At 41.3% G+C, this 24,803-nt stretch carries 25 protein-coding genes; 16 read left to right on the forward strand and 9 right to left on the reverse strand.

Annotated features, from left to right (window positions below; translation table 11 throughout):
• Positions 1–4 precede the first annotated feature (4 nt).
• Together AS005_RS07490 and xylB are read left to right on the forward strand one after the other, a co-directional pair.
• Positions 5–1,534 carry a sugar ABC transporter ATP-binding protein gene (locus AS005_RS07490; RefSeq protein ID WP_101511168.1) on the forward strand — a complete coding sequence of 510 codons (1,530 nt, stop codon included), beginning with the start codon at positions 5–7 and terminating at the stop codon, positions 1,532–1,534.
• Positions 1,534–3,012, forward strand: coding sequence for a xylulokinase (gene xylB / locus AS005_RS07495; protein ID WP_101511092.1), 1,479 nt, complete (start codon positions 1,534–1,536; stop codon positions 3,010–3,012). Before AS005_RS07490 ends, xylB begins: the two co-directional genes overlap by 1 nt.
• A 7-nt stretch (positions 3,013–3,019) precedes the next feature.
• Here xylB and AS005_RS07500 read toward each other — a convergent pair whose 3' ends face one another.
• Entirely contained in the window at positions 3,020–3,751 is a 732-nt protein-coding gene (locus AS005_RS07500; RefSeq protein WP_101511093.1) for a DUF5131 family protein, read from the reverse strand.
• 180 nt (positions 3,752–3,931) lie between these two features.
• Between AS005_RS07500 and AS005_RS07505 the strand changes: the two genes are divergently transcribed.
• Genes AS005_RS07505 through AS005_RS07515 form a run of 3 tightly spaced genes read left to right on the forward strand, consistent with a single transcriptional unit; the run spans position 3,932 to position 7,842 of the window.
• A complete protein-coding gene (locus tag AS005_RS07505; RefSeq protein ID WP_101511094.1) occupies positions 3,932–6,415 on the forward strand; it encodes an adenosylcobalamin-dependent ribonucleoside-diphosphate reductase in 2,484 nt (827 codons plus the stop codon).
• Positions 6,416–6,427: 12 nt separating this feature from the next.
• Positions 6,428–7,285, forward strand: a complete 858-nt coding sequence (locus AS005_RS07510; protein ID WP_101511095.1) for an acetamidase/formamidase family protein — start codon at positions 6,428–6,430, stop codon at positions 7,283–7,285.
• Positions 7,286–7,287: 2 nt separating this feature from the next.
• Positions 7,288–7,842: a nitroreductase family protein gene (locus AS005_RS07515; RefSeq protein ID WP_101511096.1), complete on the forward strand. Its 555-nt coding sequence runs from the start codon at positions 7,288–7,290 to the stop codon at positions 7,840–7,842.
• 29 nt (positions 7,843–7,871) lie between these two features.
• Here AS005_RS07515 and AS005_RS07520 read toward each other — a convergent pair whose 3' ends face one another.
• A complete protein-coding gene (locus AS005_RS07520; RefSeq protein ID WP_199203887.1) occupies positions 7,872–8,969 on the reverse strand; it encodes a KamA family radical SAM protein in 1,098 nt (365 codons plus the stop codon).
• A gap of 272 nt (positions 8,970–9,241) precedes the next feature.
• On the opposite strand from AS005_RS07520, the gene AS005_RS07525 reads away from it, so the two are divergent.
• Genes AS005_RS07525 through AS005_RS07550 form a run of 6 tightly spaced genes read left to right on the forward strand, consistent with a single transcriptional unit; the run spans position 9,242 to position 13,442 of the window.
• Positions 9,242–9,610 carry a Fur family transcriptional regulator gene (locus AS005_RS07525; RefSeq protein WP_101511098.1) on the forward strand — a complete coding sequence of 123 codons (369 nt, stop codon included), beginning with the start codon at positions 9,242–9,244 and terminating at the stop codon, positions 9,608–9,610.
• The gene (locus AS005_RS07530; RefSeq protein ID WP_101511099.1) at positions 9,607–10,416 is read left to right on the forward strand and encodes a metal ABC transporter substrate-binding protein; all 810 of its coding nucleotides are present in this window, start codon (positions 9,607–9,609) and stop codon (positions 10,414–10,416) included. Before AS005_RS07525 ends, AS005_RS07530 begins: the two co-directional genes overlap by 4 nt.
• Positions 10,413–11,126: a metal ABC transporter ATP-binding protein gene (locus AS005_RS07535; protein WP_101511100.1), complete on the forward strand. Its 714-nt coding sequence runs from the start codon at positions 10,413–10,415 to the stop codon at positions 11,124–11,126. The genes AS005_RS07530 and AS005_RS07535 overlap by 4 nt, the downstream gene beginning before the upstream one ends.
• Positions 11,127–11,131: 5 nt before the next feature.
• The gene (locus AS005_RS07540) at positions 11,132–11,929 is read left to right on the forward strand and encodes a metal ABC transporter permease (RefSeq protein ID WP_101511169.1); all 798 of its coding nucleotides are present in this window, start codon (positions 11,132–11,134) and stop codon (positions 11,927–11,929) included.
• Complete coding sequence (locus AS005_RS07545) at positions 11,926–12,588, forward strand: response regulator transcription factor (RefSeq protein WP_101511101.1); 663 nt, start codon at positions 11,926–11,928, stop codon at positions 12,586–12,588. The genes AS005_RS07540 and AS005_RS07545 overlap by 4 nt, the downstream gene beginning before the upstream one ends.
• Positions 12,585–13,442, forward strand: a complete 858-nt coding sequence (locus AS005_RS07550; protein ID WP_101511102.1) for a HAMP domain-containing sensor histidine kinase — start codon at positions 12,585–12,587, stop codon at positions 13,440–13,442. Before AS005_RS07545 ends, AS005_RS07550 begins: the two co-directional genes overlap by 4 nt.
• On the opposite strand, the gene AS005_RS07555 is transcribed toward AS005_RS07550, so the two are convergent.
• Positions 13,388–14,776, reverse strand: a complete 1,389-nt coding sequence (locus AS005_RS07555) for a pyruvate carboxylase subunit B (RefSeq protein WP_101511103.1) — start codon at positions 14,774–14,776, stop codon at positions 13,388–13,390. The genes AS005_RS07550 and AS005_RS07555 overlap by 55 nt on opposite strands.
• Complete coding sequence (locus AS005_RS07560) at positions 14,766–15,842, reverse strand: M20 family metallopeptidase (RefSeq protein ID WP_101511104.1); 1,077 nt, start codon at positions 15,840–15,842, stop codon at positions 14,766–14,768. The genes AS005_RS07555 and AS005_RS07560 overlap by 11 nt, the downstream gene beginning before the upstream one ends.
• Positions 15,843–15,908: 66 nt before the next feature.
• Between AS005_RS07560 and AS005_RS07565 the strand changes: the two genes are divergently transcribed.
• From AS005_RS07565 to AS005_RS07585, 5 genes are read left to right on the forward strand one after another with little or no spacing between them, the layout of a single operon-like run.
• The gene (locus AS005_RS07565) at positions 15,909–17,057 is read left to right on the forward strand and encodes an MFS transporter (protein ID WP_101511105.1); all 1,149 of its coding nucleotides are present in this window, start codon (positions 15,909–15,911) and stop codon (positions 17,055–17,057) included.
• A gap of 10 nt (positions 17,058–17,067) precedes the next feature.
• Positions 17,068–17,652, forward strand: a complete 585-nt coding sequence (locus tag AS005_RS07570) for an isochorismatase family protein (protein WP_101511106.1) — start codon at positions 17,068–17,070, stop codon at positions 17,650–17,652.
• Positions 17,613–18,407 carry an NAD(P)/FAD-dependent oxidoreductase gene (locus AS005_RS07575; RefSeq protein WP_101511107.1) on the forward strand — a complete coding sequence of 265 codons (795 nt, stop codon included), beginning with the start codon at positions 17,613–17,615 and terminating at the stop codon, positions 18,405–18,407. The genes AS005_RS07570 and AS005_RS07575 overlap by 40 nt, the downstream gene beginning before the upstream one ends.
• On the forward strand, positions 18,404–18,988 hold the full coding sequence (locus AS005_RS07580) for an MBL fold metallo-hydrolase (RefSeq protein ID WP_233186290.1): 585 nt from the start codon (positions 18,404–18,406) through the stop codon (positions 18,986–18,988). Before AS005_RS07575 ends, AS005_RS07580 begins: the two co-directional genes overlap by 4 nt.
• Positions 18,985–19,920, forward strand: coding sequence for a radical SAM protein (locus tag AS005_RS07585; protein WP_101511108.1), 936 nt, complete (start codon positions 18,985–18,987; stop codon positions 19,918–19,920). The genes AS005_RS07580 and AS005_RS07585 overlap by 4 nt, the downstream gene beginning before the upstream one ends.
• Positions 19,921–19,941: 21 nt before the next feature.
• Here the strand turns inward: AS005_RS07585 and trpA are convergent, their stop codons facing one another.
• From trpA to AS005_RS07610, 5 genes are read right to left on the reverse strand one after another with little or no spacing between them, the layout of a single operon-like run.
• Entirely contained in the window at positions 19,942–20,664 is a 723-nt protein-coding gene (trpA, locus tag AS005_RS07590) for a tryptophan synthase subunit alpha (RefSeq protein WP_101511109.1), read from the reverse strand.
• Positions 20,661–21,830 carry a tryptophan synthase subunit beta gene (gene trpB / locus AS005_RS07595; RefSeq protein WP_101511110.1) on the reverse strand — a complete coding sequence of 390 codons (1,170 nt, stop codon included), beginning with the start codon at positions 21,828–21,830 and terminating at the stop codon, positions 20,661–20,663. Before trpB ends, trpA begins: the two co-directional genes overlap by 4 nt.
• Positions 21,827–22,450 (reverse strand): phosphoribosylanthranilate isomerase, encoded by a 624-nt coding sequence (locus AS005_RS07600; RefSeq protein ID WP_101511111.1) that lies wholly within the window; start codon positions 22,448–22,450, stop codon positions 21,827–21,829. Before AS005_RS07600 ends, trpB begins: the two co-directional genes overlap by 4 nt.
• Positions 22,438–23,196: an indole-3-glycerol-phosphate synthase gene (locus AS005_RS07605; RefSeq protein ID WP_101511112.1), complete on the reverse strand. Its 759-nt coding sequence runs from the start codon at positions 23,194–23,196 to the stop codon at positions 22,438–22,440. Before AS005_RS07605 ends, AS005_RS07600 begins: the two co-directional genes overlap by 13 nt.
• A complete protein-coding gene (locus AS005_RS07610; protein ID WP_233186293.1) occupies positions 23,171–24,799 on the reverse strand; it encodes a bifunctional anthranilate synthase component II/anthranilate phosphoribosyltransferase in 1,629 nt (542 codons plus the stop codon). The genes AS005_RS07605 and AS005_RS07610 overlap by 26 nt, the downstream gene beginning before the upstream one ends.
• Positions 24,800–24,803: the final 4 nt, after the last annotated feature.

A 24,803-nucleotide genomic window follows, 5' to 3' on the forward strand; every position in this document is an offset into this window, starting at 1 on the left:
CAAGTTGGAAATCCTGAAAGCAAAGGGAATTGTGAAACGCTTTCCAGGAGTTGTGGCTGTCAACAATGTTGACTTCGAAATTTACGAAAACGAAATAGTATCTCTGATCGGTGAAAACGGTGCTGGAAAGTCCACTTTGATAAAGATCATAACAGGCGTCTTGAAACCAGATGCAGGAGAGATCTTGGTTAATGGCGAGAAAGTGGAATTTCATTCGCCAGTCGAGGCTTTTGAAAAAGGCATCAGCGTTATACATCAAGAATTGAATCTCTGTGATAACTTAACAGTTGCAGAGAATATATTCCTCGCGTACGAAGTTGTCAACGGGAAAAAGAGAAATCTCTTTAGTAGGGTGAACGAATCGACAATGTATGAAAGATCGAAAGAACTATTGGAACTTATTGGCGCAAAATTTCCACCGGACGTTCTAGTTAGGGAGCTCACCACTGCTCAAAGGCAAATGGTGGAAATATGTAAAGCTTTGGTGAAAGAACCAAGGGTTATTCTCATGGATGAACCCACCTCTTCCCTTACGGTGGAAGAAGCAGAAAGACTTTTTGAAGTCATAAACATGCTTAAACAAAGAGGAATATCCATTGTTTTTGTATCACACAGATTAGACGAAGTCATGAGAATCAGCGATAGGATCGTTGTAATGAGAGATGGAAAGAGAGTAGGCGAGCTTAAAAAGGGAGAATTCGACGTCGACACAATAATAAAACTCATGGTGGGAAGAGAAGTGGAGTTCTTTCCCCATGGAATAGAAACGAAACCAGGAAAAGTTGCCCTTGAGGTTAGGAATCTGAGATGGAAAGACAGAGTGAAAAACGTGTCTTTTGAGGTTAGAAAAGGTGAAGTTTTAGGATTTGCAGGATTGGTGGGTGCAGGTAGAACGGAGACCATGCTTTTGATATTTGGAGTTAACAAAAAAGAATCGGGAGAGATATTCGTGAATGGAAAAAAGGTTGAAATAGAAAGTCCCGAAGATGCCATAAAAATGGGAATCGGCCTCATCCCAGAAGATAGAAAAATACAAGGACTCGTTTTGAAAATGACTGTGAAGGACAACATAGTCCTTCCTTCGCTGAAAGACATCAGCAAATGGCATCTCGTTTTGGATGAGGAAAAGGAGGAGAAAATATCTGAAGAATTCGTAGAAAGGTTGGCTATAAAAACTCCCTCCATTTACCAGATCACTGAAAATCTCTCAGGTGGGAACCAGCAGAAAGTGGTTCTCGCTAAATGGCTTGCAACGAAAGCAGATATACTGATCTTCGACGAACCCACTCGTGGCATAGATGTGGGTGCCAAAGCCGAAATACACAGAATTATTAGAGAACTGGCTGCTCAGGGAAAAGCCGTGATCATGATCTCCTCAGAACTTCCAGAGATCTTAAACCTCAGTGACAGAATTGTTGTTATGTGGGAGGGAGAAATTACAGCCGTCTTAGACAATAAAGAGAAAAAAGTAACTCAGGAAGAAATCATGTACTATGCTTCTGGACAGCGAAAGCAAAATGGGAGGGTAGCGTAATGGATCTGTACGTTGGATTGGACGTAGGAACGACAGGAGTGAAAGGCATCCTAGTAGATGAAACAGGAAAGATCCTTTCGATTGCCACCGAAAGACTATCCATGATCACTCCCCAACCCGCCTGGGCAGAACAAGAGCCTTTTTCCTGGTGGGAAGCGGTACGAAAGATCTTGAAAAAGTTATCGCTGAAAGCAAAAGAACACAGCAGCAAAATAAGAGCTATTTCCACCAGTGGTCAAATGCACAGTCTCGTGTTGATAGACAAAAATGGAGAAATTTTGAGGAACGCCATACTCTGGTGTGATCAAAGAACCCATAAAGAATGCGAAGAAGCAACGGAAAAGCTTGGTGGGGAAGGAAGTGTTCTCAATCTGGTTGGAAACCCTATCCTTCCTGGTTTTACACTGCCAAAACTACTTTGGATAAGAAATCATGAACCAGAGATATTCGAAAAAATAGAAAAGATCATGCTTCCAAAGGATTTCATAAACTACATGTTGACAGGAGAAGTGAAAACAGAGCATTCCGATGCATCCGGGACTGTGATGTACGATGTTTCCAAAATGGAATGGAACGACGAGGTTCTGAAAGAGCTCAACATCAGCAGAGATCTACTTCCTGAGATAATACCATCCAACGGCGTGGTTGGGAGATTAAAACCTGATGTGGCAAGAGATTTGGAACTCGAAGAAGATACGTTGGTGATCGCTGGAGGAGCGGATAACGCTTGTGCAGCACTTGGTATCGCAGTGGTGGAACCCGGTGATGTGATGGTGAGCCTTGGAACTTCTGGGACTGTCTTGGCACCAACATTAGGAGAAAAACCAGATCCAAAGGGCAGGGTACACTTCTTTTCCCACACAGTTCCAGGTATGAGATATCATATGGGTGTTATGCTTTCCGCTGCTTTTTCTCTGGAATGGTTCAAAGAAAAATTTCTGAGCGAAGATTATGAAACGATCAACGAAGAAGTGGAAAAAGTTCCCATAGGATCGAATGGAATCGTTTTTCTCCCTTACTTGAATGGGGAGAGAACGCCACATAGAGATCCATTCGCTAGAGGTGTATTCTTTGGTATTTCTTCGTACAACACCAAATGGGACATGGTACGCGCGATCTTCGAAGGCGTGGCATTCGGTATTAAAGATTCCTTTGATGTATTGAAGGAACTCGATGTGAAAATTACCAACGTGAGAATCACGGGAGGAGGTTCCAAAAGCAAAGTCTGGAACAAAATGCTTGCAGACATGATAAGTATGAAAATACAAAAGCCTGTTGTTGATGAAGGAGCATCCTACGGTGCCGCTATCCTTGCAGTATCAGGAGCCACAAGTGAAAACCCATCGAAAATATCAAAGAACTGGTTTAAGATCAAAAGTTCCACAGAACCAACAATTGAGAACACAAAAGTTTACGAAAGACTACACCAAAAATTTGTGAAACTGTACAGCTCTTTGAAAAATGTGTTCAGAATGTGAGGATACATCATTTTTTCAAGATCTCCAAAATCTTCTTTTTAGTGGATCTGAAGAAATCGTTCGTGAGTGCCCGGGAAAGACCATACCTCTTGTATAAATTTTCTACACGCCATTTGTAATGCATATCATCTATAAAAACACTATCTGCGTATGGTTTTACCATTTTCGCTAACTTTTCTGGATTCATAGGAAGCATTGGACTGATAAAAACAGAGGTTTTCAGTCCGTTTTCTTTGAGGAACCGCAAAGTTTCTAAACGTTCTTCTATTGAACTCGCTCGAGGCTCGAAAAGTTTTCTTATTTCGTCATTGTCAGTCGTAATCGTGAGTCCAACAGAGATCTTTTTTAGCTTCTTGAAAAGATCTAAATCTCTTAGCACTAAAGACGACTTTGTGAGTATCATGATCTCTACTTCTAAGAGCGGAAATTCTAAGAAGACCTCCAAACATTTTCGTGAAAGTTTGTAAACCTCTTCGAGCTGCTGGTAAGGATCACACATGGTACTCATGAAAACGTATCTTGGCCTCCTTTTTATGATATCTCTCCTCAAGGTTTCGACAATATTGATTTTCACCAGAATTTCTTCTTTCCAATCTATCTTTCTGTAGCGACGCGCGTAATCTCTGGCGTAACAATAAATACAGGCATTTGAGCACCCTACATACGGATTGAGGGTGTATCTGCTCTTTGCCTCGGAATAGTTCAAAGCAGTCTTTGTTTCAATCTCCTTAATCTTCATTTTATACATCACCTCATCAAAAAAGGATAACATGGGAAACGCTTTAGAAATTTCCCACTATTGTTTCCGATATTTCACAAAGGAATGAGGTATAATCTTTCGGGAAACTCCACCACATATCGTTTCTCAGTGAAAAAAAGCACAATATGTTGTTGAACAGAACAGGAGGGATAACTCTTTATGAAACTTTCCAGTTTGATTTCAAAGTGGATCGATGTTGAACCTTCTAGAAACGCACAAACTATTTTGAAGGATCGCTATTTTATGAGAGATTTAAACGGGGATTTCCTTGAAACAAAGTGGGAGGATGTGGCAAGAAGAGTGGCAAGAGTTGTAGCAACGGCAGAATTGCTGAATCCTTCGTACAAGAAAGGGGAAAAACTCGATAGGATAAAAGAATGGGAAGAAACTTTTTTCAAAATTTTGAAAGCAAGATTGTTTATTCCAAACAGTCCGACACTCTTCAATGCAGGCCTCGGGGTAAAATATGATCTTCTTTGGAAACCGATAGAACAAATGACTTTAGAGGATTATGAAGAAATATACAAAACAAGAAATCATTTACACATGCTTTCTGCCTGCTTCGTTGTTCCAGTGGAAGACAGTATAGAAGGTATTTTTGAAGCAGTCAAAGAATACGCACTCATAACGAAGGTTGGAGGTGGTGTGGGTAGTAACTTTTCAGAACTGAGACCCAAAGGTAGTTTTGTTGCGGGAACACACGGAAAAGCTTCAGGACCAGTATCTTTCATGCATGTTTTCAATACAGCCATTTCTGTTGTGAAACAGGGATACAGGAGACGGGGCGCCTTGATGGGTATTTTGAACATAAACCACCCAGACATAGAAGAATTTATAGATGCCAAGAGAGATAACACTGGTGAAGCTGTTTTGAACTTCTTCAATCTTTCCGTTGGCTTTCCGATGGACAAAAAGGAAATATTGAAATTATACGAAAAAGATGGCGAATTAGAACTATCTCATCCACGAAGCACAATAAGGAAGAGGGTGAAAGTCAGAGAACTCTTTAGGAAAATTGCTGCTAACGCTTGGAAAAGTGGAGATCCTGGTCTCGCATTTCTTGGAGAGATGAACAAATACTACCCTCTCTATCCCCACAAACAGATAAAATCGACAAATCCATGCGGAGAAATTGGTCTCTCCGACTACGAGGCTTGTAACCTTGGTTCCATAGATATTGCAAAATTTTACAACAATGGATTCGTCGATTTAGAATCTCTTCAAGAACTCGTCCAAATCGCTACTAGATTCTTGGACAACGTCATAGATGTGAACGTCTTTCCTATTGAAAAGATCACGAAAGCTGTTAAAGAAAGTAGGAGGCTAGGGCTTGGTATCATGGGCTTTGCCGATCTCCTTTACAAGTTGGAAATTCCTTATAACTCCCAAGAAGCTCGCGATTTCGCCTCTAACCTTATGGCCTTCATAGCGCTCCACGCTCACAAAGCTTCCTACGACCTTGGGAAAGAGAAGGGAAACTTTCCTCTTCTCGAGATTTCAAGATATAGAACAGAAAAAGAATTCGTGCCTTTTGCCATGGGGGCAAGCAATTACGATGATGAAATAAAAGAAGTAATGAAGATAACTAGGGAACACAGGAGAAATGTGGCATTACTCACAATTGCCCCGACTGGTTCCATTTCCAACATAGCTGACACATCGTCTGGGTTGGAGCCTAATTTCTTACTTGCATACACTCGATTTATCACAAAAGAAGATGGCTCCAAGGAACCTCTCCTTTACATAAATCAAGTTCTGAAAGAAAAATTGGATCCGGAAATCCTCAAAAGGATAGAAAAAGATCTCATAGAAAAAGGAAGTCTAAAAGATATACCAGATGTACCAGAGAAAATAAAAAGAGTATTTGTGGTCGCTTTGGACATTGATCCCATGGACCACCTTCTCATGCAAGATGCGTTTCAGAGGTACGTGGATAACAACATCTCTAAAACTATAAATATGCCTCAAAGCACCACTGTAGACGATGTACTCAACGTATACCTCGAAGCTTTGAAAACGAACGTCAGAGGGCTCACCATCTACAGAGATGGTTCACTTCAAACACAGGTTTTGACAAAAGCACTTAAAACTTCGGAAGCTCCAAAAGTGCAGTTTTTTGTCGTAGACGAAAAAATGAAACTTCATCCCAAACCTAGGAAAGATACCTTGAGGAGTGTTACACGAAAGTACAAAAGGCCCGATGGGACAACTTACATTACCATTTCCTTTGACGATACGGGAGAAGCGGTGGAGATATTCATCTCGAACGGTAGTGAAATGGCAGAAGTGATAGGAAGGTTATCTTCGATTGCTTTGAGAGCAGGGGTTTCAATGGATGAAATCATAGAACAACTCTCTAAAGTGAAAGGAGATTACTGCAAAGGTCTTGCAGAGGAGATAAAGAAAGCTCTTGAGGATTTTGAAAAGCTGTGGTTCAGGACAGGCGAGGAAGACCTTGAGATAGCGGAAGAACCTGTTGAGAGAGAAAAGTTCATCGTGGCGAACAACCTCAAATGGCAAAGTGGATACTATGTAGACGACGAAGGAAACGTTTACTGCCCTGTCTGCCTTTCGAAAAACTCTCTGATAAAACAAGAAGGATGTGTAAGCTGTAAAAATTGTGGATGGTCAAAATGCGAATGAGGAGATGGGATAATGAAAGTTATTTCCTCTCAGAAACATATCTATTTTTTTTCGACTGAAATGAATCCCGTGGAAGAGGTGTATCCGGGAGAGAAAGTGGTATTTGAAACCATAGATGCGTTGGGGGGAAATTACGAGAAAATCGATTTCTCGAAAGTCAATCCTGCCACCGGTCCCGTTTATGTCAACGGTGCAAAACCTGGTGACACACTGGTAATCCGGATAGAAAGAATTAATCTTCCTGAAAAAGGGGTCATCGTAACCGGTAAAGGATTCGGCGTTCTCAGTGACGAAATCGAGGGATTCCACACAAAAGAATTGAAAATTGAGAAATGGGCGGTTTTTTTCGACAACATAAGAGTTCCAATTCATCCAATGGTAGGAGTTATAGGAGTTGCTCCCGAAGAGAGGGAATATCCAACAGGAACTGCCCACAAACACGGTGGAAACATGGATACAAAGGAGATCACAGAGAAGTCAACAGTGTATCTTCCTGTTTTCCAAGACGGCGCTCTTCTTGCCCTTGGCGACGTTCACGCTACAATGGGAGATGGGGAAGTGTGTGTCTCAGCATGTGAAGTTTCGGCCAAAGTGGTTGTGGAGGTTGATATCGCGAAAGAGGAAATCAAATGGCCCATGGTAGAGACAAACGACGCTTACTATCTTATCGTGTCGCTACCGAGCGTTGAGGATGCGCTTAAGGAAGTAACCAGGGAAGCAGTTTGGTTCATACAGAGAAGAAAAGTTATTCCCTTCAAAGAGGCGTACATGCTCACAAGCCTTTGTGTGGACATTGGAATTTCACAACTTGTGAACCCGAACAAAACTGTGAAAGCAAAGATTCCAAAGTACATATTTTCGGAGGTTTGAGTATGTTGTACGAACTCGCAAAACGGCGAAAAACCGTTAGAAAGTTCAAAAAGGAAAAACCACCCATCGAAGATGTACTCTATTCAGTGAAAGTAGCCAACGAGGCACCGTCTGGTATGAATGCCCAACCCTGGCATTTTTTATTGATCGAAAGTCCTCAAAAGAAAAAGCAAATTAGGGAGGTTTGTGAAAAGGCGGAGAAATGTTTCTATGAAAAAGTAAGAGGAAAACTGAAAGAGTGGCTTTCTGAAAAGAATTTCAGCTGGAGAAAACCATTCCTTGAGGAGGCTCCTTATCTTCTTTTGGTCTTTTCACAGAAGGGAGCTCCCTATAGTAGGGAATCTGTTTGGCTTGCCATCGGATACCTTCTTCTTGCACTGGAGGAAAAGAAGCTTGGTAGTGTTCCGTACACCCCTCCTAATTTGAGCGAGGTAGCAAAGTTGGTGAATGCCCCAGAAAGCCTGAAATTAGAGGTGATTTTACCTATTGGCTATCCAGATGATCCAAAACCGAAGTATCCAAGAAATGAGTCCAATTTAAAAATAGACACTTTTTAGAAAGAAACACCCCTTACGGGGTGTTTCCTTCAAACTGTGTATTCCTCCACCAATTCCGTGTAGTCATCGAACCAGAGTGCTTTAGGATTTCTTTTGTAAACCATCACCTTTCTCCTGTTTCTTTCATCATGTGCTCTGTGGTATTTAAAAATGATAAAATTCCTTGTAAGCGCTGCTATCTCTATCTTCCCTGTCCTATGAGACATTACGTATCTGACCCTTTTGGCAACTCCGGATAGATTGCATACTGCCTTTGTAAAGATCTCATAACCTTTTTCCACAGGGACAGCAAATTTTTTGTTTCCCGAAACTGGTCTGTTTTGAAACACGTAGTAGGGAGTCACTCCCACAAATGAAAGCTTGTCCAAAAGGTCACCGAGCACTTCTGGATTGTCATTTATACCTCTCAAAAGAGGAGTCTGATTGCAGAGAACGGCACCTGCATTCTTCAACAGATTCACCGCTTTGATTGCTTCCCTAGTCAGTTCCTTGGGATGATTGAACTGTGTCATTACGTATATCTTTTTTTCTTCGGTACTGTACTTCCTGATCACCCGCAGCAATTCATCATCTTCAATAATTCTGTAAGGATTAAACGCCGGTATCTTGCTCCCAATTCTTATTATTTGAACATGATCTATTTCTCTGAGTGAACAAATGATCTTTTCCAGCTTTTCGGTGGAGAGTAACAAAGGATCACCACCTGTGAGTAGAACGTTCGTTATCTCTTTGTGAGAACGAATATAATCGAGCTGAGGTGTGATATCACGTATCACTTCCGCGCCAACGTTTATAAACAACCTTTTTCTGAAACAAAATCTACAGAATCCCCCGCAAACATCATTAACGAGGAAGAGAGCAGTATCGGGATATTTGTGTTGAAGCCCTTTTGCAACTGTGTAAGATTTTTCATTGGATGCATCCAAGTCTCCCCATTCTTCAAGTTCATCCTCTTCAGGAATCACGATTTTTCTAATTGGATCGTCCGGATCTGACCAGTCTATTAAATCCAAATAATAAGAATTTGCTCTGAATCGATATTTCTTTTCTACTTTCTTCAGTTTTTCTTTTTCTTCATCTGATAATTGTTTCACTTGGGAAACGCTAGTGTAGTATCTAACGTCCAATCGAATCACCTCCTATATTTATTTTTAACAAAGTTAGTTATTCAAAAACAACTCAGAAAAAAATCGAAGAATTGGCTTCGAGAAGTTTTACATATCTGCTTCCAGGATGGATTATACCATAATACAGCATAATCTCCAAAAAACATAAGACCTTTTAGGAAGCTAGTTGGATTATGTTTCAATAAACACTATTTTATGGATTAAAGAATTGACAAAAAAGATCTGTGATGATAGAATATTTTTGCAAATGATTTGCATTTGCAGGTGATAAAATGAGAATGACAAAGAACAGAGCGAAGATTCTAAATATAATCGAATCTTCAAAAGCTCCCTTAACAGCCGAAGAGATATATCGAAAAGTGGAAATGAATCTCTCAACTGTTTACAGAGCTCTGAAGTTTCTGGAACAACGAAAATTAATCGGTTCTTTCAGCATAGGTGGAGGAGCAAAATATTTTTTCAAAAAAGACAGGCACTATCATTTCATGGTTTGTGAGAAATGTGGTGAAATTTTTCCCTTTCGAGAATGTGCCAACGATTTTATCGAATCTTTGCAGACGAAGTATGGTTTTTCAGAAAGGTACCACTTGTTTTTAGTGTATGGAATCTGTGAAAAGTGTGGAAAGGAGGTTAAAAAATGAGAAAAATTTCTCTTCTTCTAATTCTTTTAATCTCCTCGTTTGTTTTAACAAAAACGATTGTTGTGACGATAAATCCATACTATTTGATCGTCTCACAAATGGTGGATGACGCTGTTGAAGTAAAACTTCTTGTTCCACCGAACGCGAATCCACACCTCTTTTCTTTGAAACCGTCCGACGCCAAACTATTGGAAAACTCGGATTTGATCATAGCTAATGGTATGCAATTGGAACCGTACCTTGAAAAATATCATGATAAGACAATTTATGTTTCTGATTTCATTCCTGACCTGTTCCTGGAAAAAGGTAATCAAAATCCTCACATTTGGCTCGACCCATTCTTCTTGAAGTATTACATAGTGCCCAACTTGTACCAGACACTATCAAAAAAGTTCCCAGAAATTTCAGACGAGATAAAGAAAAACACCTTTGAGATTCTCGAAGGATTGGATGATGTGATAAAGGATGCCTTTATAGTTCTTCTTCCACACAGGGAAAAGCTGGTTGTAATGACACACCCAAGCTTTTTCTATTTTTTCAAAGAGTTCGGTTTAGATCTGATGCCTCTTGCCACCGGTCACGAACACGCAACCAGCTTCGCTACATTGAAGAAGATTCTGGAGAAAAAGGACAACGTCATTGGGCTGTTCAGAGAACCACAGCAGTCTAGTGATATGATGGCGATCCTCGAAAAAGAATTGAAAATGAAAAGTTTTGTTCTAGATCCGTTAGGAGTGGGTAACGAAAAAACCATTTTGGAACTACTGAGAAAAAATCTCGAAACACTTAAGGAGGCACTGAAATGAAAATAGTTGAAGTCAAGAATCTGACTTACAGAGTCAATGGATTTGAGATATTAAGGAACGTTACATTTTTTGTAGAAGAAGGGGAATTCGTGGGAATAATAGGTCCTAACGGTGCTGGAAAGACCTCCCTAGTAAGAATACTGGTCGGCGAGATCAAGAACTATCAAGGAACGGTATCGGTGAGAGGTCAAATAGGTTATCTTCCTCAACATCAGGAAGTGCAGAGAGAATTCCCGATTACTGCAAAAGAATTTGCCGCAATGGGAATGTATGGTCGTCACAAAAAAATCGATTGGAAAAAGATTTCTTCTACTCTAAAAGATGTTGGTATTTCCCATAAAGAGAACGATCTGATAAGGAATCTATCCGGTGGCGAATTTCAAAGACTTTCCTTAGCAAGAGCGTTATTATCAGATCCGGATATTCTCATACTCGATGAACCGGAAGCTGGTGTAGATGAAATGGGAAAAGCTTCTTTTTATGAGCTTTTGAATCGTTTGAGAGAAGAAAAAAAGATAACGATTATCATGGTCAGCCACGATATTGGGATGGTTTTCAAAGAATGTACCACGGTTATGTGCCTCAACAAAACGCTCCATTGTCACGGTCCAACGGAAGAAATATCCCCGGAAGATTTGAAAAAAGTGTTCAGCGATTTCGACATCTGGATCAGGGGGACAAAACACTACGAAATGTTCCACAAGGAGTGAGAAAATTGGGTTTTCTCAGGGATCTCTATCAATACGAGTTCCTCAGAACAGCCTTCTTAGGAGGAATCCTTGTATCGATTTTGTCAGGAGTTGTTTCACCGATCGTGGTTTTCAAGAGAATGGAATTTATAGGAGACGGAACCGCTCATGCTGTCTTTGCGGGGCTCGCAATCGCAGCCTTGGCGGATGGTGATCCCAGATTAATGGCTTTTGCCACCTCGTTACTCTTTGCCTTCGCGGTGAGTACTTTTTCAAAATCAAAACTCAGTGAAAACAGTGCTATAGGTATACTTCTTCCATTTTTCATGGCCGTAGGTATCGTATTGTTTTCACTATCGGGAAAATATCAATCAGACGTGATGAGTTTTTTGTTCGGAGACATACTTCTTGTGAATCGAACAGATGTTCTAATAACTCTGTTCATTTTGATGACGAGCATGATCTTGATACTTATTTTCAGATGGGAGATGAAGTTCTTCATAGTCGATGAGAAAATGGCTCTGTTTTATGGTATAAAGACGAATCTCATTCGATTTCTAATCACCGCCTTCATTTCAATAACTGTTGTTACCACTGTCAAAGTGGTAGGGGTGGTTCTCAGCGGAGCTCTGCTTATCCTTCCCGGATTGGTTTCGAAAATCTTCAGCAAGTCTTTTGGATCACTCTTCACAATATCCGTGACTTTCAACCTATTGAGTTTTATCTTCGGTTTTCTAGTAGCTTACATTCTTAATCTCCCACCTGGTCCTGTTATTGTGATAATAGCTTTTCTTTTATTCCTACCGATGTTAAAATTCTCATGATGTGGAAAATTGCCGTTGTTGACGATGACAAAAAAATTCTTGAGATGCTTGAAAAAGAACTGTCTAAACTCGGGCAGGTGAGGACTTTCCTCACCGGTGAGGATTTTTTGGACTGTAATGAGTCATTCCATGTTGTAGTTTTAGATGTGATGCTTCCAGATTATAACGGTTACGAAATTTGCCGAACAATAAAAGAAATATATCCAGAGACGTGGGTAATACTTCTGACCCTTCTCTCGGACGATGAAAGCGTTTTGAGGGGGTTCGAAGTGGGAGCGGATGACTACGTGACAAAGCCATTCAATCCAGAAATTCTCGTCGCTAGAGTGAGAAGATTCTTAGAACGACAGAAAAAAAGTCTTTACGACTTTGGCGATCTCAAAATAGATGCGAGTGCCCGTACAGTGTATCTAAAGGGAAAAAAAGTGTATCTCCCAAAAAGAGAGTTCGAAGTTCTTCTTTTCTTGGTAGAAAATGCTGGTAGAGTTGTCACACGCGAGAGACTCCTAGAAACATTTTGGGAAAGAGACGTTTCACCCAGAGCAGTGGATACCGTGGTAAAAAGGATAAGAAAAGCCATAGAAGATGATCCAAATAAACCGAAATACATCAAGACCGTTTGGGGAATAGGATACACGTTCATGGAGGGAAAAACATGATTTCTCTTAGAACCTTTCTCTTTACTTTTCTCGTGAACGCCATACTCCTCAGCTTGTTTTGGGGAAACAAAATGGACTTCATCGATGTTACTATCTTTTCCTTCTTTTCAGCGTTCTTGATGGGAATTGCCACACAGATTCTCGTGGCGAAGAGACTTCAAAAACTCAAAGAAGCGGTATCGAAAAGACAACCGTTCGATGACTTCTTGAACGATGAAATAACAAAACTCTCAGAGGAGATAAACGTGCTAGTTCAAAGCAATATTTTACAGGAAAAAGAGACAGAAAAGCTAAAAGATGCTGTAACGGGCTTCATGCACGATATAAAATCTCTCCTTTGGAGTGAGATAAGCGATGAAAACATTCAGAAGATAATAGAGGAGTTCTACGAATTCGCAAAATTAGAAGCAGGTCTTGAGAGGTTGAGAAAAGAACCTGTTAATCTTGTGGAACTTATAAACGACGTGATAGAAAGGTTCCCGAATAGGATACACTTCGAATACAAAGATGAGATAACGATCGAGGCGGATCCTGTGAAACTTTTCAGAGCATTTTACAACATCATCGAGAATGCTATCAAGTACTCCACGGGTTCCGTCTTAGTTCTCGTGTCGGAAGAAAAAATAACTGTAAAAAGTAAAGGCTCCGAGATCCCTTACGAAGTGAGAGCGAATCTCTTCGAGAAGAAGAAAAAAAGCAAGGGTACAGGAGTTGGATTGTACCTTGCCAGAGAGTTTTTAGAAATGCATGGTTTCAGGATTTCTTACCGACGAGAAGGTGAATACAACGTGTTCGAAATTCAAATAGGATATACGGGCATTTCATCGGTAAAATCTGACAAAGATTCCAAATAATTGAAATCCACGCCTATTTTTTCCTCGTATTTCTTCCTCAAGAATTTCTTTCCAACTTCTCCAAGAATTATCGCTATGAGAAGATCTTCTTCGCTTTCACACAAAACTCCGAGCTCTTCTTTTGCTTTCTCCACTTCTGGTTCCAATAAATCTGCGGGTCTGCAACTTATTGGTTTCTCGTCCCCAAGAATTTTCTTCACCAGTTCTGGATCCATAGGAGCGGGTGGTCTGCCGTAAAGCCCCTTTACGTAATTTTTCGTTTCGTTTGTCACCCTTTCATACCTTCCATAGACAACGTTCAAAAACGCTTGAACTCCTACTATCTGACTGGTTGGTGTCACGAGTGGTGGATATCCAAGATCTTTTTGAACCCTTGGTACTTCTTCGAGGACCTTTTCTAACAGATTCTCCATCCTTTGCTCTTTAAGTTGCTTGAGAAGATTGGAATACATACCTCCGGGTATTTGAGAAAAGATGATTCTGGAATCCGGATACTTCATCCCAACATCGTATTCCACGTACTTCACCCTCACCTTGGTAAAGTGATCAACCAAAAATTTCAACGCTTCCCTGTCGAAATCCTCCTTTCCATTTCCTTTGAAAGCGTAGTACATCGACTCAAAGGTAGGTTGTGAAGTTCCCATGGAAAAAGGAGAAATTGCCGTGTCGAAAAAGTCGGCTCCCGCTTCAAAAGCCGCTTGATACGCTAAGGGAGCAAATCCCGTTGTACAGTGCGAGTGAATTTCTACAGGAATGGAGAACTTCTCCTTCAATGCCTTCACAAGTTCGTATGCCCTTTTCGGGGTGAGAAGTCCCGCCATGTCTTTTATACAAATGGAATCCACGCCCATTTCTACAAGCTTTTTAGCAAAGCCAAGATAATATTCTAACGTATGAACCGGACTTACTGTGTAACTGATCGCTCCTTGGACGTGTAAACCATGTTTTTTGGAAACTTCCACTGATTTCTGAAGATTTCTTTCATCGTTCAAAGCATCGAAGATTCTAATGATATCGAGGCCATATTCGGCAACTTTCTTTATGAAAAGTTCCACCACATCGTCTGCATAATGTCTGTAACCAACCAGATTTTGTCCCCTCAAAAGCATCTGTATCTGGGTATTTTTCAGACCCTCTCTTATTTTCCGCAATCTCTCCCAAGGATCTTCGTTCAAAAATCTTACTGCAACATCGAAAGTGGCTCCACCCCAAACTTCCATTGAATGAAAACCCATTTTATCAAACGCCTCAAGAGCGGGAATCATATCTGCTGTTCTCATCCTCGTTGCTATGAGAGATTGATGACCATCCCTCAAAGTAGTGTCAACGAACATTCCTTACACCTCCCAATCTTTTCAAGAGCTGAACCACAAGCTCAACTCTTTTCTCGAATTGATCAAGCCTGGCATACTCTTCCTCTGAATGCATTCTACCTCCTGGTATCCCGAGTCCATCCATCGATGGAACATCTTTTTGGGAGAAGAATGCAACATCCCCCCCACCTGTGGCTCTTACAAACTTCGGCTCCATCTTCATCTCCTTGGCCACAGATCTCACAAGCTCAACAAGGATCCTGCTTTCTTTCATAGGTAACCTTCGTATTTTCATCCTGTAAGAAAAAGTCGAGTCAGGATGTATGGTGGACAAATTGTCGAGCATTTTGTTCAAAAAGTCATATTCTTTATCCTCGTAAAATCGCACATCGAAGTAAACTTCCGCAAGATCGGGAGTAACGTTACTTTCCAAACCACCTTTAACTATGGTAGGATTCAAGGTTAAGTTTTCAAATCTACCGTTCAAAGAGAAGATTTCCATGATCTTATATGACAACTCAATAATTGCGTTTACACCTTCGTCGAGTCTGGAGGCGTGTCCTTTTTTCCCATGAACAAACACTGACAACGCCAGAATACCTTTTCTAGATGAAACAAACTCCCCATTCTCTCTACCGGGTTCAAAAGAGAGACAATAAGATGTTTTTTCAGCTATTTTTTCAAAGGTAGATTGACTGAAAGGAGAACCGATTTCCTCGTCTACATTCAAAACGATACAGAGGTTAGCATCGTCCCCTTCCAGGAATCTCTTGATAGACTCGAGGAGAACAACTATTCCACCTTTCATATCACAAACACCCGGACCTTTCGCTATGTTTCCCTCCACTTTGAAAGGTCTCTTTTTCGATTCACCTTCTGGAAAAACTGTATCGAGGTGACCTATGAGAGTGATATACGGAGGATGCCCATGAAAGGCAACATAAGCAGCATCTTCCCTTTCAACTTTGAAACCGAGTTCCTCAAGGATTTCTGCTAAGAAAAACGTTCTATTCAGCTTTTCATCTATCGAAATATCGGGTCCCGTATCTGTGTTTACCAATCTTTCGTAAATTTTCATCCATTCCATTTTCTCGCCTCCTTTACATTATAACACTTCGAATCTTAAAATTAATCTCAGGAAGGAGGTGTGCCTATGTCAAAGAAGCAGGCTCTTTTGTTTATCGTATTGTTAGGACTGGTTAGTCTCTTTGCGGATGTCACTTACGAAGGTGCCAGAAGTATCATAGGACCTTTCATGAAAACACTCGGTGCAAGTGCCGCGGTCCTTGGCTTCGCAGTGGGGTTCGGAGAGTTAATCGGGTACGCTTTCAGGCTCGTCTCTGGAATAATGAGCGACAGGACAAGAAAATATTGGCTTTTCACCATTCTGGGATACACAATAAATTTATTGGCAGTTCCTCTGCTTGCATTTGCCGGTAGTTGGCAGTTAGCCCTCACCCTCATAATAGCAGAAAGGTTTGGAAAAGCTCTGAGAACACCGGCAAGAGATACTCTTCTCTCTTTTGCATCCGAGGAAATAGGAGCAGGGAAAAGTTTTGGAATACATGAAGCCCTCGACCAAATAGGTGCCATTTCTGGCCCTTTAATCCTCACCTTTGCTCTCGCATACGGCAAAAGTTACAGATTTTGCTTTTTCATACTTTTCGTTCCGGCTCTTGCTGCGTTGTCATTTCTTCTTACGGCAAGAATAGTATTCCCAACACCAAGAGAATTCCAAAAAAGGAAGAAAATTGATAAAAGCGATTTTGGAAGAACCTATTGGTTTTATCTTTTGATCGTTTCAATGATTGCATTTGGGTTTGCAGACTTTCCCCTGATTGCATACCACATGAAAAATATCAGTGTAACAAAGGATTTCATAGTCCCTGCTACCTACTCATTGGCCATGGCTGTTGACGCGGTGAGTGCTCTCATTTTCGGTTACATGTTCGATAAGAAAGGATTTAAAGCTCTGTTTTACGCCACGCTCTTAGCCGCATTTTTCCCCATTTTCTCTTTCTCAATCCACTTTCCCTTCATTTTTCTCGGTGTGATTCTCTGGGGTATTGGGATGGGTGCCCAGGAGTCTATCATGAGAGCCGTTATCGCAAGGATTGTTGGTCCAGAGAAGCGCGGCTCCGCTTATGGCGTATTCTTCACCGGATACGGAATCTCCTGGTTTTTCGGATCCTGGATCATGGGTTTTCTCTATGACATCAATCGTCTTTATTTGATTCTTGTTTCCTTCTCAATGCAATTTCTAGCTAGTTTACTTCTTCTCAAACTCAAGGTGAAAGGATAGGAGGGAAATTGTGTTCTACTTTCCAGAAAGAGAAAAGAAACATTTCAAATTGATTGCTCCTGCCCTTCTCATAATCGATCTACAGAACTATTTCACCTCTCCCTTCTCACCAGCGTACCTAGAAGGAGTAGAATTCGCCATTGAAAACACGAAAAAGCTGAAAGAAAAATTTAGAACGTTGAATCTACCAGTGGTATCAACCGTTCACGTGGGAGCCTCTCGAACGATGATGAAGTGGTGGAGGAATGCAATAGGTGAAGAATGGTCTATCCCTACTTTTCCCGATACAGTAATTTTGAAAAAAGATACTTACGATGCGTTCTATTCGACAAATCTGGAGAGAATCCTCAGAAATTCTGATGTTGAACAGGTGATTATAACCGGAGTGATGACACATCTCTGTTGTGAAACAACAGCAAGAAGCGCCTTTGTTAGAGGATTCGAAGTTGTTATGGTAGAAGATGCTCTCTGGGACAAAAATGAATGGTATCATTTTTCCTCCTTGAAGAATTTGGCGCACGGAGTCGCTTATATCGCCAAAACGGAGGAGATCTTATGCGCGTTGGAATCGTTGGAGCAGGGCCAGCAGGTGTAGCGTCGGCTGTTTTCTTGAGGAGATATAATGTCGATGTTGTGGTGTTTGAAAAAGAAAGAGTTGGTGGCTTACTCTACAACGCTTACTTGGTGGAGAATTTTCCCGTGTTCAAACCGCTTCCTGGAAAAGAGATATGTCACATTTTGAAAGAAAGATTGATAAATTCTGGTGCCATTCTTTCAAGGGATGAAGTTATTAAGGTAAAAGGTCGGATGGTTTTCACACGAGATGAATCTTTTACTTTCGACTATGTGATAGTTGCAAGTGGTACGCTTCCAAAAAGAATACCTGACTTTGAGGTTTCCGAGAGAGTAGCTTACGAATTTTCCAAACTGCCAGACTTCGAGAAGCTTGCTATTTATGGAGCAGGGGATATTGCTTTCGATGGAGCCTTGAACGCTTTGATCAAAAACAAGGAGGTTCACGTTTTTAACAGAAGTAACAGAATCAGAGCAGTACCACTCTTAGTGAAAAGAACTGAGAAATTTGCAAAATTCTTTTATCATGAAAATTGCCCTATTTTTAAGGTAAAAGCAGAAATTGATGGGGTAAAATTATTCACAAAGTGTGGAACGTATCTTTTCAACGCTCTTCTAATCTGCATTGGTCGAATACCAAACGTTTCTTTCATAGAAAAAAGCGAAAATACGTTCGTTGTGGGAGACGCCAGGGGTGGTTTCAGGCAAACCTCAATCGCTATGGGCAGTGCTGTAGAAGCGGCTATGGAAATTTTAAAGAGAGAGGGAAAAGTGTGAAGGAAGTGAAAAGATTCATAACTTCCTCTCCTTTTAACGTGAATACGTACGTCTTCGAAATGGACGGAGAATTGTGTGTGATAGATCCTGGTGAGGATATATCGCGTTTTATCAAAGATCCCGTGGTTGTCCTCGTTACACACGGTCATTGCGATCATATATCTGGAATTCCGGAGCTTAAGGTGAAAAAACTCTACATTTCTGCAGAGGACGTTCCCATGCTGACCGATCCCGTTGCGAATCTCTCTCGAGATCTTATGGACCACCCCGTGAAAATAGAGTTACCTTGGGAAGACATAGACAAACACTTCAGAACATTAAAAGCTCCTGGTCACACCTTAGGGTCTCGTTTCATCGTTTTTGATGGGGTAGTTTTCACAGGAGATACCGTTTTTGTGGACACAATTGGACGAACAGATCTTGGCGGATCGAAAGAAAAAATGAAGGAAACATTGATAAAGGTGAAAGAGTTCTTCGAAAAGATTCCAAAAGAGTGGATCGTGTTCCCTGGACACGGTGAACCAGCAACAGTAAAAGATGTTTTGAGGAGAAACATTTTTCTGAGGGGGAATCTACTGTGAAGATCATTAAGAAAATAGGAAAAGAAGAGATCGCGTATGTCTACCTTGGCGAAACATCTAGAGGGAATCTCGTAGAGTTCGTGGAATCCGTACAACCACCCATTCCCAGAGAGGAAAAGTGGGTTCTCATCGTATCAACACTTGTCGGATGTCCCATAGGATGTCTTATGTGCGATGCAGGAGGGTTCTACAAAGGAAAACTTTCTTCTTCAGAAATATTCGAGCAGATCGATTATCTTGTGAAAAGCAGATATCAAGACAAAAAAATCCCTGCGAAGAAATTCAAAATACAGTTTGCAAGAATGGGAGAACCCTCTTTAAACGAATCCGTAATCGAAGTTCTCGAAGAACTACCGGCTAGGTATCATGCTCCTGGTCTTCTGCCTTCTCTTTCAACTGTCGCCCCAAAAGGAACGGATGCGTTTTTTGAAAAACTACTATCTATTAAGAGAAAGCATTACACAGGAAGATTCCAGTTGCAATTTTCTATCCATTCCACCGACGAAAAAGAAAGAGATAGAATCATTCCTGTGAGAAAGTGGTCACTCGAAAAAATAGCAGAATATGGAGAAGAGTTCGTAGAGGAAACGGACAGAAAAATAACGTTGAATTTTGCTGTAGCACAGAGTTATTCCTTGGACGCAAAGGTGATCATCGATAGATTCGATCCAAGAAAATTTCTTGTAAAGATAACGCCTGTGAACCCTACGTACAGATCTAAGGAAAACAAACTCAAATCGGACGTTGATGTTGAAAGACACTCTCTTATGAATCATCAAAGATTCGTAGATGAGTTGAGAAAGGCCGGTTTCGAGGTAATATTGAGTATAGGAGAACTCGAAGAGAACAAAATAGGAAGCAACTGTGGCCAATACGTCCAAAGACACCTAATAAGTGAGAAAAGATTGGAAGAAGGTTACGAATACGTTTGAAAAACCCCCGCCAACGCGGGGTCATTTTTTTCCCAACAATTCTTTGATTTTCTTTACAATCTTTTGAGGTATCTCTTCCTTTTCGCTCTCTTCCATGATCCTAACTAAGGCACTTCCCACGATCACACCATCTGCTATCTCCCAAATCTTTCTTACTTGTTCGTATTTAGAAATACCAAAACCCACAAAAAGTGGTAATCTTACTTTTTTCTTCACTTTCTTTATGTGATCAGCAAACGGCAGATCTTCTCTTTCCCCTGTTACACCGTACCTGGAAATGTAGTACACGAACGGAGCTCTCACACTGTTTATCAATTCGATTTCCTCATCCTTCGTGTTCGGAGCCACGAAAGGAACTATGGGAAAGTCGATGTCAACGTTTTTAACCTCTCTCAAAGGAAGATCTGGTATGATTAATCCTTTCACATCCAAACTCTTAAGTTCACCGAGAAGTTTCTCCTTTCCTTCGGGATAATTCACAAGGGGATTCAAATAACTCATGATATAAAGATCGTACCTCACAGGAATCCTGCGCAACATCTCCAGGATCTTCTTCAAATTGATTCCATTGTCTAGTGCCACTTTATGAGCGTTCTGTATCACAGGACCATCCGCCACCGGATCCGAGAATGGAACACCTATCTCCACTCCCGTTATATCCAACTCATCCAGGGCGAAAAGTATTTTCCTTGTGGTATCGAGATCTGGAAACCCAGCAGGAATGTATGCAATGAATCCTTTCATTTTATCCTCTCCTTGATATAAGGATGATTCAACACGGATTCGAGATCCTTATCGCCCCTACCGGAAAGGTTAACCACTACTATCTTCCCTTTTAAATCGAGTTTCCTCAGATACGCTAAAGCATGCGAACTTTCAAGAGCCGGAATAATTCCTTCCGATCTAGAAAGTTCTAGAAAAGCTTCCAAGGCTTCTTCATCTGTCACGACGTCGTAGAGAACTTTCCCTGTTTCCTTCCAATAAGCATGTTCCGGTCCCACTCCAGAATAATCGAGACCAGCAGAGACAGAATGAGTAATCTGAACCTGTCCCCATTCGTCCTGAAGCACAAAAGTTTTGCTACCGTGGAGGTAGCCCATTTTACCTTTGAGAAGTGAAGCAGCGTGTTTCCCTGTTTCCAATCCGTGTCCACCCGCTTCAACTCCCACTAACGCTACCCCAGAATCGATGAAAGGGTAGAACATTCCTGCCGCATTGCTCCCACCACCCACACACGCAACGATGTAATCTGGTAATCTACCTTCGCACTCCAATATTTGTCTTTTCGTCTCTTCACCAATCACCTTTTGAAAGTTTCTCACAATTAGTGGATAAGGATGAGGTCCGACAACAGATCCAATGACATAATAAGTGTTTTGAAGATTCGTTATCCAGTCACGTAAAGCCTCGTTTATTGCGTCTTTTAAAGTTCTACTACCACTCTTTACGGGTACTACTTTTGCACCCAATAGCTTCATACGTTCAACGTTGGGCTTTTGTCTGATGATATCCTCCTCTCCCATGTATATGACGCACTCCATTCCGAAAAGAGCAGCGGCAGTAGCCGTGGCCACACCGTGTTGTCCCGCTCCCGTCTCCGCGATAATCCTAGTCTTTCCCATCCTTTTTGCGAGCAAGACCTGACCGATCGCGTTGTTTATTTTGTGGGCTCCTGTATGAAGGAGGTCTTCACGTTTCAAATACACTTTTGCGTTGTACCTTTCACTCATCCTCCTCGCTAAATATAAAGGAGTGGGCCTCCCCGCGTAATTCCTCAGAAGATCATTGAATTCCTCCCAAAAACGTTCATCTTCAGCAACTTCTTCATAAGCTTTTTCCAACTCTTCCAAAGCGGGCATGAGTATTTCCGGAACATACTGTCCTCCATAAGTTCCAAAGTATCCTTTCATTTCCACAACCCCTTTGCCTTTTTTATGAACTCTTCGACCTTCCTGTGGTCTTTCTTTCCTGGAAACACTTCCACACCAGAAGAAACGTCAACCGCAAAAGGTTTCACCTTCCTCACAGCTTCTTCCACATTGTCAGGATTCAAACCGCCGGATAGAATGAGATATCGAAATTCCTTCCTGAAAGGCAATATCAAGGACCAATCGAACGTCTTGCCACTTCCACCGTAGGTATCTGTTTTTGTATCAAGAAGGATTGGAAATTTTTTATATTCAATGGCACGTTCGATATCAGAAACGTTCGAAACGCCGAAGGCCTTTATTACAGTAACCTTCTCGTTTATCTTTTCACAAAAACGCACATCTTCGCTTCCGTGAAGTTGTACAGCACTCAATTTCACAAATGAGGCAACTTTCAAGACCTTTTCTGGAGGTTCGTTTACAAAGACCCCCACTCGAGAGACGAAAGGGGGTAAATTGAAAGAGATTTCACGAGCTATTTCAGGGGGAATGTACCGTTTGCTTTTTGAATAAAATACAAACCCAATTGCGTCTGCTCCAGACTTCACGGCAAACAGAGCATCTTCCAAATTTGTTACACCGCATATTTTCACTCTGACCATGCTCTCATCTCTTCCAAAAATTTCCTAGGATTTTCAGCTTTCATAATGGATGTCCCCACAAGCACCGCGTTTACCTTTCCCTTTAAATCTCTCAACTCCACAGGTTCTTTTATTCCGCTCTCTGCTACAATCACGGTATCATCTGGTATCAAAGGAAGGAGATTGTACAATACATCCTTTTTTATCTCGAAAGTATCCAAATCTCGCGTATTTATTCCTAAAATCTTGGGCTTTATAACATCTAATACTTTCTCCAGATCTTCTCTAGAATGGATTTCTACAAGACAATCCATTCCTAAGCTTTCTGAAAGATCGTAAAGTGCTTTTATTTGATCCCTCGTGAGAATACGTGCGATTATGAGTATAGCGTCCGCTTCCACACTGGAGGCTAATTTCACTTGGATTGGATCTATGTAAAAATCTTTGGCAAGGATGGGCTTCTTCGTTAATCTTCTTGCGATTTTTATGAAACCAACATCACCTTTAAAAAAATGACGTTCAGTGAGGATACTGATCGCATCCACAAGTTCGTCGTAAAGTTTCACATATTCCTCTAGATTCGCCTTGGAGTTTATATCTCCAGCAGAAGGCGAAGCTTTTTTGAATTCCGCTATGATCTTCACTCTTTCCTTTCCAGAAAGAGCTCTAAGAAAGCCGTGGCTTCCTTTTTTGAGCAACAATTCCTCCTCTTTCAAGTCCAAAAGATCCTTTTTCTTCCTTTCAACTATTTCCCAAAGTTTTCTGATAATCCATTACCTCCTTTAATTTTTTATACGCCGAACCACTCAAGATCAAATCTATTGCTCGCTCTACACCATCTCTCATGGTATCACTCTCACCAATCAACCAGAATAGAACACCTGCATTGAGTGCGACCGTTTCTATCTGCGTTCTAAGAGCTTCACCTTTGAGCACTCTTTCCAAGAGGCGGTAAGCTTCTTTCGGCTTAGAAGGGCCTTTCAGATCATCTGGATTTCCTTTTTTCAATCCCAGATCCTGAGGATCTATCACAATTGGTACAATCTCGTTTTGTGTCACTAAGAGGACATTGTTCTCTCTGCAAGTGGTGAGTTCATCGGTGAATCCTCCCGACACAACTGCTGATCGCTTAGTTCCGAGTTTTTGAAGGGCTTGTGCGAGTTTGGGTGCAAATGAAAAATCGAACACACCAACGATTTGGTATTTTACACGAGCAGGGTTCGTGATGGGACCGAGAAGATTAAAAGCCGTTCTGATTTTGAGTTGTCTTCTAGCTGACATGACATGCTTCATCGCTGGATGAAGAAGTGGGGCGAAAAGAAAAGAAAAGTTCAGCTCCGCGAGTTCCTTTTCCATCTCTTTCGGTGACTTCTCCAGTTTGTAGCCTCCCGCTTCCAAAACATCGGCACTTCCAACTTTGCTCGAAACGGATCTGTTACCATGTTTGGCAACAGGAACTCCTGCGGCAGCAACCACAAACGCCGTTGCGGTGGAAATGTTGAACGTCCCAAATCCGTCTCCGCCTGTTCCACAGGTATCAACCGTTTGGGAAGATGGGGGAGAAACGAAAACAGCTTTCTCTTGCATAACAGAAGCCATACCACCGAGCTCATCACCGGTTTCTCCTTTCATCCTGAGAGAAACCAGAAAGCCGGCTATTTGAGCATCTGTAGCATCACCAGACATGATGTGTTCCATTACAAGGCGACTTTCTTCAAATGACAGATCTTTGTACTCTATGAGTTTTTTCACAGCGGAGACCACATCTATTTTTTCTGCACTTGATGAGTGCGCAACCATCTTCTCAAAATTCAAGAAATTCTTTATAATCTTTTTACCCTCTTCAGTCAAAATCGATTCCGGATGGAATTGTACTCCGAAGGTTGGATGTTCTTTATGTCTCAAACCCATGATTTCCCCGTCTTCGCTTTTTGCGGTGATTTCCAAGCACTCAGGTAGAGATCGTTCATTCACTACCAGGGAATGGTAACGTGTTGCAACAATAGGATTTTTGAGGCCATAAAAGATATCCCTTCCGTTGTGGACGATCTTGGATGTTTTACCATGAAGGATCCTTTTCGCGTGTACAATCTCTCCGCCAAAAGCGTATCCTATTACCTGATGTCCCAAGCACACTCCCAGTATAGGGACCTTCCCACTGAAATATTTCACAACTTCGGTCGAAATACCTGCTTCCTCCGGCCTTCCTGGCCCCGGAGAAATCACAATATGTGTGGGATTCTCTCTTTCGATTTCTTCAATGGTTATTTCGTCGTTCCTGAAGACTTCGATTTTACAATTTGGTTCAACTTCGCCCGTATACTGGACTATGTTGTAGACAAACGAATCGTAGTTATCTATTACTATCACCTTT

Source organism: Thermotoga sp. KOL6, from assembly GCF_002866025.1.
Classification (GTDB): Bacteria; Thermotogota; Thermotogae; order Thermotogales; family Thermotogaceae; genus Thermotoga.

Excerpts from the sequence above, each read along its gene's own strand:
- xylB (WP_101511092.1), top strand. The coding sequence starts at position 1,534 with ATGGATCTGTACGTTGGATTGGACGTAGGAACGACAGGAGTGAAAGGC.
- AS005_RS07500 (WP_101511093.1), bottom strand. The coding sequence starts at position 3,751 with ATGAAGATTAAGGAGATTGAAACAAAGACTGCTTTGAACTATTCCGAG.
- AS005_RS07505 (WP_101511094.1), top strand. The coding sequence starts at position 3,932 with ATGAAACTTTCCAGTTTGATTTCAAAGTGGATCGATGTTGAACCTTCT.
- AS005_RS07510 (WP_101511095.1), top strand. The coding sequence starts at position 6,428 with ATGAAAGTTATTTCCTCTCAGAAACATATCTATTTTTTTTCGACTGAA.
- AS005_RS07515 (WP_101511096.1), top strand. The coding sequence starts at position 7,288 with ATGTTGTACGAACTCGCAAAACGGCGAAAAACCGTTAGAAAGTTCAAA.
- AS005_RS07525 (WP_101511098.1), top strand. The coding sequence starts at position 9,242 with ATGAGAATGACAAAGAACAGAGCGAAGATTCTAAATATAATCGAATCT.
- AS005_RS07530 (WP_101511099.1), top strand. The coding sequence starts at position 9,607 with ATGAGAAAAATTTCTCTTCTTCTAATTCTTTTAATCTCCTCGTTTGTT.
- AS005_RS07535 (WP_101511100.1), top strand. The coding sequence starts at position 10,413 with ATGAAAATAGTTGAAGTCAAGAATCTGACTTACAGAGTCAATGGATTT.
- AS005_RS07545 (WP_101511101.1), top strand. The coding sequence starts at position 11,926 with ATGATGTGGAAAATTGCCGTTGTTGACGATGACAAAAAAATTCTTGAG.
- AS005_RS07550 (WP_101511102.1), top strand. The coding sequence starts at position 12,585 with ATGATTTCTCTTAGAACCTTTCTCTTTACTTTTCTCGTGAACGCCATA.
- AS005_RS07555 (WP_101511103.1), bottom strand. The coding sequence starts at position 14,776 with ATGTTCGTTGACACTACTTTGAGGGATGGTCATCAATCTCTCATAGCA.
- AS005_RS07560 (WP_101511104.1), bottom strand. The coding sequence starts at position 15,842 with ATGGAATGGATGAAAATTTACGAAAGATTGGTAAACACAGATACGGGA.
- AS005_RS07565 (WP_101511105.1), top strand. The coding sequence starts at position 15,909 with ATGTCAAAGAAGCAGGCTCTTTTGTTTATCGTATTGTTAGGACTGGTT.
- AS005_RS07575 (WP_101511107.1), top strand. The coding sequence starts at position 17,613 with ATGCGCGTTGGAATCGTTGGAGCAGGGCCAGCAGGTGTAGCGTCGGCT.
- trpA (WP_101511109.1), bottom strand. The coding sequence starts at position 20,664 with ATGAAAGGATTCATTGCATACATTCCTGCTGGGTTTCCAGATCTCGAT.
- trpB (WP_101511110.1), bottom strand. The coding sequence starts at position 21,830 with ATGAAAGGATACTTTGGAACTTATGGAGGACAGTATGTTCCGGAAATA.
- AS005_RS07600 (WP_101511111.1), bottom strand. The coding sequence starts at position 22,450 with ATGGTCAGAGTGAAAATATGCGGTGTAACAAATTTGGAAGATGCTCTG.